The 6455-nt window shown below is 40.4% G+C and carries 6 protein-coding genes; 1 reads left to right on the forward strand and 5 read right to left on the reverse strand.

The features are described 5' to 3' along the window. Window positions 1-270 precede the first annotated feature (270 nt). The 5 genes from PN450_RS19915 to PN450_RS19930 form a co-directional block, all read right to left on the reverse strand. On the reverse strand, window positions 271-1584 hold the full coding sequence (locus PN450_RS19915; protein WP_271837321.1) for an ABC transporter substrate-binding protein: 1314 nt from the start codon (window positions 1582-1584) through the stop codon (window positions 271-273). A 468-nt stretch (window positions 1585-2052) separates the two neighbouring features. Beyond that, complete coding sequence (locus PN450_RS19920) at window positions 2053-2805, reverse strand: MBL fold metallo-hydrolase (protein WP_271837322.1); 753 nt, start codon at window positions 2803-2805, stop codon at window positions 2053-2055. A gap of 136 nt (window positions 2806-2941) precedes the next feature. Next, entirely contained in the window at window positions 2942-3133 is a 192-nt protein-coding gene (locus PN450_RS24150; RefSeq protein WP_148766864.1) for a lysozyme, read from the reverse strand. A 4-nt stretch (window positions 3134-3137) separates the two neighbouring features. Continuing rightward, window positions 3138-3908 (reverse strand): circadian clock KaiB family protein, encoded by a 771-nt coding sequence (locus PN450_RS19925; RefSeq protein WP_148762047.1) that lies wholly within the window; start codon window positions 3906-3908, stop codon window positions 3138-3140. A 21-nt stretch (window positions 3909-3929) separates the two neighbouring features. Continuing rightward, a complete protein-coding gene (locus tag PN450_RS19930; RefSeq protein ID WP_271837323.1) occupies window positions 3930-5147 on the reverse strand; it encodes a type IV pilus twitching motility protein PilT in 1218 nt (405 codons plus the stop codon). Window positions 5148-5781: 634 nt separating this feature from the next. Here PN450_RS19930 and PN450_RS19935 point away from each other — a divergent pair. Further along, on the forward strand, window positions 5782-6156 hold the full coding sequence (locus PN450_RS19935; protein ID WP_148762051.1) for a hypothetical protein: 375 nt from the start codon (window positions 5782-5784) through the stop codon (window positions 6154-6156). Window positions 6157-6455: the final 299 nt, after the last annotated feature.

The following is a 6455-nucleotide window of genomic DNA, read 5'->3' on the forward strand; positions in this document are numbered from 1 at the left end:
CCATCCACGAAAGCTGCCACGATTACATACACATGAGCAAAAGCGAAAGCTAAGAACATCGGAAGCTGGGTGCAGTGAAAGTTGCACGCCCAGATTTAACAGAGAGGGGCAGGGAATAATATCCCTCCTCGACTCTACCTAAGCCCCAGACTCTAGAACCTAAAAGCTCTCCTTACGAGTAAGGTCAATCAGAGAGCGAATTATCAGCAATTAACGCTGTTTGACCAAGGTTAAACTACGTTATTTGTGTATCTCGAGGATCTCAATTACTTACTTAGGACTAACTTTATCAATCACCTTGATTTTACCATCATCACCCACAGTCCAGACATCATAAGTACCAATGACATCACCATTAGCGTCAACATCTACATCACCGCTTGCGCCTTGATAATTAATCTGTTTGCCTGCTTTAAGTAGCTTCAATCCTTCACAAACATCACTAACTGGTGTACCCTTACCAGCAGAGACTTCCCGAATTTTACCAGCAATAGCAACCCCTGTATTTTCCTTCGCAGCTTGAGCGGCTAATACCAACAAAGCCGCAGCGTCCCAAGATTGAGGTGCGTATTCTCCAGGAGAACCGCCTTTTTTCTCTTTCCAAAGTTTATTAAAGTTTTCCAAACCTGGACCACTAGAACCAGGAACTGTCCCAATTGCCCCGGATAAAATATACTTACCATCACTAGCTTTGCCTACTTGATCAGGGAAAGTAGGGGATTTTACGCCGTCTGTAAGTAAAATTTGTACGCCTTTAGTGACACCTTGCTGATAAGCAGCTTTGAGGAATAAACTCCCAGTTTCCGCATATAACACCCCTAAAACCGCATCTGGTTTGCCAGCAAAAGCCGCAGTTGCTTCTGTATCAAAAGTTTGAGCTTTGGGATCATAGCGAATAGGTTTATCTTTATTAATTACTGTTCCCCCTAATTTTTCAAAAGTTTCCACAAATGCTTTTTCAAAACCTACACCATAGTCATTGTTAATAACTACTGTGGAAACTCGTTTAAAACCTTTTTTCTTAGCAAGTTGGGCTAAAGCCAATGCTTGGTAGGTATCTGGGGGAGCAGTCCGCGCCCAAAAGCCCTTAAAGTCGCCTTTTTTAGCTTTGTCGGTAAATACAGGACTGGTGCTACCAGGAGAAATCAGCATGACTTTATTGGGTACAGCCACAGAAACCGCCGCAGTGGAAACGCTACTAGCAAAAGAACCGACTACACCACCGACTTTATCTAAAGTTGCTAATTTGGTCATTCCCGCAGCACCGGCTTTAGGGTCTGTTTGGTCGTCTACTTGTACTAAACTGACTTTTTCACCATTCACACCCCCACAAGCGTTAACTGTGTCTACCAGTAAGGGAACTGAACCAACCATTTGCTGTCCAATAGAAGCCAAGTCACCAGTTGTTGGTAATAAACTCCCAATTTTCAATCCTTTCGTATCACTGGTTGTACTGGTAGCTGTTGGGGAGGTGGTACTATTTCCGGTAGATGATGAAGGATTAGGATTTTCACAAGCGGCTAACAAGAAACCACTGGCTAGGGTAGCTAGACTCAAGGCTAGGGAAATACGAATTTTTGCCATAGTTAATCACACAGATATTTAGAAAACTTGATGTAGATATATTTACATCAAGCCTTTAAATCGCAGATTATAACATCCTCACACTATTATTGGTTTTAAATTATAAGGAAGAACGCCGAAAACCCTTGAAAATGTGGCTGACTGAGTCAGCCACATTTGGGCTTTAGACAAGGGATGAAGGCTAGAGGCTTTCCTTTATCCTGCATTGACGTTAATTTGAAAATTTGAAATAATTTCAAATTTTAATCCATATTCGTGATAGAATTAAATTGTCACTAAAGACATAAAAAGCTATCGAGGGACTCTCGGAAAGTTACGCTTGTCAGATATGATTTCGCCCGCCAGGGCAAACGAAATCAGGGCAAGAACCCAAATATTTAAGGAACCCTGCCTGAAACTGGGATAACTGAGGGATATAGACTGAAACTCTCTATAGAATCTCCGCGTCTTTAGACCGGAGAGTGTCAATCAAACCATAACTTTTTCACCAGGTTGAGGAGCAATTACCTGGGTTGTTAAATTGTTTTTTTCCAGTAATGTGCGAAATTCTTCTACAGTTCCCTTAGCTTGCAGGAATTTTACCAGTAGTCCTGCAAACAAAATATCCCCTCCGGCTGCGGTAGGGAGCATAAATCGAGGTTTTACCGATTTTGCTACTTCTAGGGCGCTATTCATGCCTTTGATAATCGGACCGAGTAGGGGTAAACTCAAATCAATGATTGGTGTAATTACTACGTCAATGGCTGCTATTTCTTCAAGTTGGGGGGAATGATAACCATGTGGTTCGTAATACAGTGTGGAATTATTTGCTAAATCTTTAAGCAGATAGCCGTTTTCTAATAAAGTCGGTCCAATGGGAGAACCGGGAAAAGCTTTGATTTCTATTTGATGATTTAAGGTGAAGGTTTCACCATGATTGAGACTGATGATTTGTTGATAACCCAGTTGTTTGACAACTTTAGCCGCATTGGGGGAAGCGACAACGGGGATATTTTTGTTAAGCTGTTTTAAGGTGGATGGGTGTGCGTGATCTTCTAATCCTTGAGAAAGCAAAATTAAGTTTATATTATCTGGTATTGACCGATCTTGAGTCCGAGAACCTTTAAATAACCAATCTAAATTATTAAAGGTTAAATCACCAATTAACCAGGGGTCAATTAGTATCCGCTGTTCACCAATTTCAATCAACCAACTATTACTATCTAACCAAGTAAGGTTCATAATTACAGAAAACGCTATATCCATAATCTAATTATACACAAGACGTAGGGGTTTAGCATTGCTAAACCCCTACAATCATTGACGTTTTACGAGCGATAAATCTATATGATTTAAGCTCTTCAAGAGATAGTTTTGTCTAAGAATAAGTACCATTGCTAAACAACTTGCCTTCATCTTTACGTCTGTTAACTAACCCTTGATATACTATACCATTGCTACCATATATCCAGCGATTTAACTCATCGGGGACTTGATCGTATTGTTTAGCATTTAGTTTCGTAAGAAGGTCTGATGTTTGAAAATTTCCAACTCCAACATTGAAAGACAGTTGTCTATTGTCCCGCTAACATTTGTAGAAGTTTGTCCGCATTATGTAAATTACCAACCATGCGCCGAATTGGATGAGGCCAAACCTTAACTAAAGTAGGAGTAGCAGAAACTTGATCAATTTCTGCCTGTTCTGGATTGGTGAGGACATCAATGACTTTGAGAGTATAAGGATATCCTAGCGATCGCTCTAATGATTCGTGCAGGTTTTGTAAAATTTTTTCTGTAGTCGCACTATGACCAGCCACAAACAAGCGCAAAACAAAGCCTGGGGGACCTGGGATCTTTTGTAGCACTGGTTGTGTATTAATGACTGGTTGCTGGTACTGTGAGGGAGAATCAGCCAAATCCAAACGCACAATTAAATCATGATCTTGCCAAAGTTGAGGAAATGTAGAGCGATAAGTTGATAATACCAAGCGATCGCACAAACCATCTTGCCAAGGTGCTGATTGCCACACCAAATCCCCCGTCTCAAAAATCGCATTCAACACAGCTTGATGACGCATTACTGCTGGATAAGCCTCCGCAAAGATTTGTACTTGTTGAGTTCGAGGATTTAACCAGTGATCAATAGTTGCAGTATAACAAGGAACTAAAAAATGTGGCGGCTCTGGTAAGTCGAGGATTTCCTGCAAAGCCGCACATAAATGTAAATGCCATCGTCCTTGTTTACTAGGGTCAATACAATAAATTAAATCCCCTCCAGGCGTAAACAAAGCAATACCCTTAAACAACTGGGGTTTAGATAATTTGTCTAAATTCAACTTAGTCATTGGTCAGTTGTCAGTTGTTAATTAAACACGACCTCGGAGGAATTGCGCCATTTCGTTAGGAGTTGGCGACATTTCTAACGCCGTTTCCTCAGTAATCCGGCCTTCTTGGTAAAGATTGAGCAATGACTGATTCATTGTCACCATGCCATCAAAACCAGCTTGTTTCATTAACTCCGCAATCTCATCATACTTGCCATCCTTCACCCATTCCTTAACAGCCTCAGTATTAATGAGAATATCGTGGAAAGCCGCCCGTTTACCATCTGTAGTGCGGCATAAACCTTGAGCAATTACAGCTACTAAAGATTCTGCAAGCGCTATCCGCATAGCTTCCTGTTCTTCACCTGAATACAAATTGAGAATCCGTTCAACAGTTTTGACCGCACTATTCGTGTGCAGAGTTCCCATCACCAAGTGACCCGTTTGTGCCGCCTTCAGTGCCGTATTCACCGTTTCCTTATCCCGCATTTCCCCCACCAGAATTAAATCTGGATCTTCCCGCAAAGCTGCTTTTAAAGCATTATCAAATTTGCGGGTGTGCATTCCCACTTCCCGCTGTTTAACTAAAGACTTACGACTTTGGTGGACAAATTCTACCGGATCCTCAATCGTAATAATATGTTTAGCCATCTCCCGATTAATATAATCAACCATTGCTGCCATTGTCGTCGATTTACCTGAACCAGTTGGACCTGTTACTAAAACCAAGCCTTTGTGACTATGACAAATATCTCGAAAAACTGGTGGTAAACGCAATTGCTCCATAGACAGAATTTTGAGAGGAATTAACCGCAGTACCATGGCATAACCGCGCAGGGAATCAAACACATTAATCCGCACACGGGCAAAATCGTACTGAGTTGCACCATCAAATTCTAAATGTTCTTGAAACCTTTGAATTTCAGAATCAGAGAGAATCTCCCGCAACCATCCCATAAAAGTCGGTTTATCAGCTTCGGGATAACCTGTAGTGAGAATTTCCCCCCGGTTGCGGAAGCGGGGTATTTCACCCACTCCCAAGTGAACATCAGAGTAACCCTCATCAAATGCTTCCTGGATAAGCTGTACCAATGTCCGTTCTAAAGGTTCATCTGTGGGCGCATTTAAATTAGGAAATATTGGTGGTGGTGTAGTAATTATTGGCGGTGCTGGTGCGTTCATTTCTAAATTTGCCGACTGATGCTGTATTTTTACTTTTGGCAAGGGTGGCGGCATTCTGAATGTTTGTGATTCTGTCATATATCTTCACTTTTGTTAATTGGTCAGTTGTCAGTTGTTAGTTGTTAGTTGTCAGTGGAAAATATTTTCCTTCTGTTCCCTGTCCCCTGCTTCCTGCTTCCTACTCCTCCTGCCTCTGTTATGCAGTCTTCTTAGTGGGTTATTCACCAATATACATATTTTTTAACACATACTGATTATCCTTGGTCTTTCATAGGATTTACGTAATATATTAGCAACTAATAATACAGGATAATTAAGGATAAAGAGGCGGGGCAAAGTGAAAGAAATTAAGAATTACCCATCATCTACAATCTGTTTTGATCACTTTTTGATAAATTATGAGAAATAATATCGTTTTTTATAAGAAATGTTAAGCATCTGGGTAATCAGATTGCGGGGATCAATATCTGCTTCTCATCTATCCTTAGTCTATATTTCTCAAGGCATAGACCAAAACTCGTTTCCCTACCTGTGGGTATATGTGAATTCTTATTCATAAGTAGAAAAAATCAACTGTAAACTTTAGTAAAGAAATGCTCATTTTGGAGCTAAGGTTTTATATACTAAATTTCACTGAAACAAAATCAGTTAATTCGCTTTCGAGTGATAAACAACTGAAATTTAAACTTGCTGTGTATTAGGAGGAAAAGTCATGGTTTCTGCTCAAAGCTCTAATCTAGTTCAGACCGACTCCTTATTAATGATGAAAAGCTTTTTAATCTGGACATTTACATTGGCAGTGTGCTTGTTAGTCATCGGCTTTCCATTGGTTGTATTGATGGCTACAGTTGGCTGTCTATTGTCCATTGTTTTACAATCTGTGATGCCGGCTAGTGCCGTGTTAATTGTGGCAGGTGGTTTAGTAATGTTTAATGTTATGGCAGTATTAATTGCTGCTGGAGTGCTAACAGCTAAAGGTATTCATCCTACGCAAATAAAATGGTTAAGTTGGTTGCATGGTAAAGCTGAAAAAGCCCAAACCACTGTTTATGCAGCTTGTCCTTTAACTTGTGAAATTAACCAATAATTATCATTAGCTAACACCCGACAAAAAGTACATCTGCCCGGTTTATCCGGGTTTTTTAACTTACCTTTGGGGGTTAAAGTCCCCTGCTTCTACAAGCAGCGGGTTTTGCGTCGGGGTAAAATCCCCGTTGCAAAACGTAATTCTAAATTCTGCATTCTTTTAACCCACATTCCGCACCCCAAACTGTCACAGATCAAAAAAGCCCTTAAAGTAGTACATAATAACTAAAGCCAATTCAAAAATTAAGATGCTTAATGAGAATAAGTAGCATTAAAAGGGACGTGGTGTGATAAAGTGAA

This window comes from Dolichospermum lemmermannii CS-548 (assembly GCF_028330815.1).
Lineage (GTDB): Bacteria > Cyanobacteriota > Cyanobacteriia > Cyanobacteriales > Nostocaceae > Dolichospermum > Dolichospermum lemmermannii.

Bases quoted from the DNA above. Each gene is read 5' to 3' on its own strand.
- PN450_RS19925 (WP_148762047.1), bottom strand. From the start codon at position 3,908: ATGACTAAGTTGAATTTAGACAAATTATCTAAACCCCAGTTGTTTAAG.
- PN450_RS19915 (WP_271837321.1), bottom strand. From the start codon at position 1,584: ATGGCAAAAATTCGTATTTCCCTAGCCTTGAGTCTAGCTACCCTAGCC.
- PN450_RS19920 (WP_271837322.1), bottom strand. From the start codon at position 2,805: ATGAACCTTACTTGGTTAGATAGTAATAGTTGGTTGATTGAAATTGGT.
- PN450_RS19930 (WP_271837323.1), bottom strand. From the start codon at position 5,147: ATGACAGAATCACAAACATTCAGAATGCCGCCACCCTTGCCAAAAGTA.
- PN450_RS19935 (WP_148762051.1), top strand. From the start codon at position 5,782: ATGGTTTCTGCTCAAAGCTCTAATCTAGTTCAGACCGACTCCTTATTA.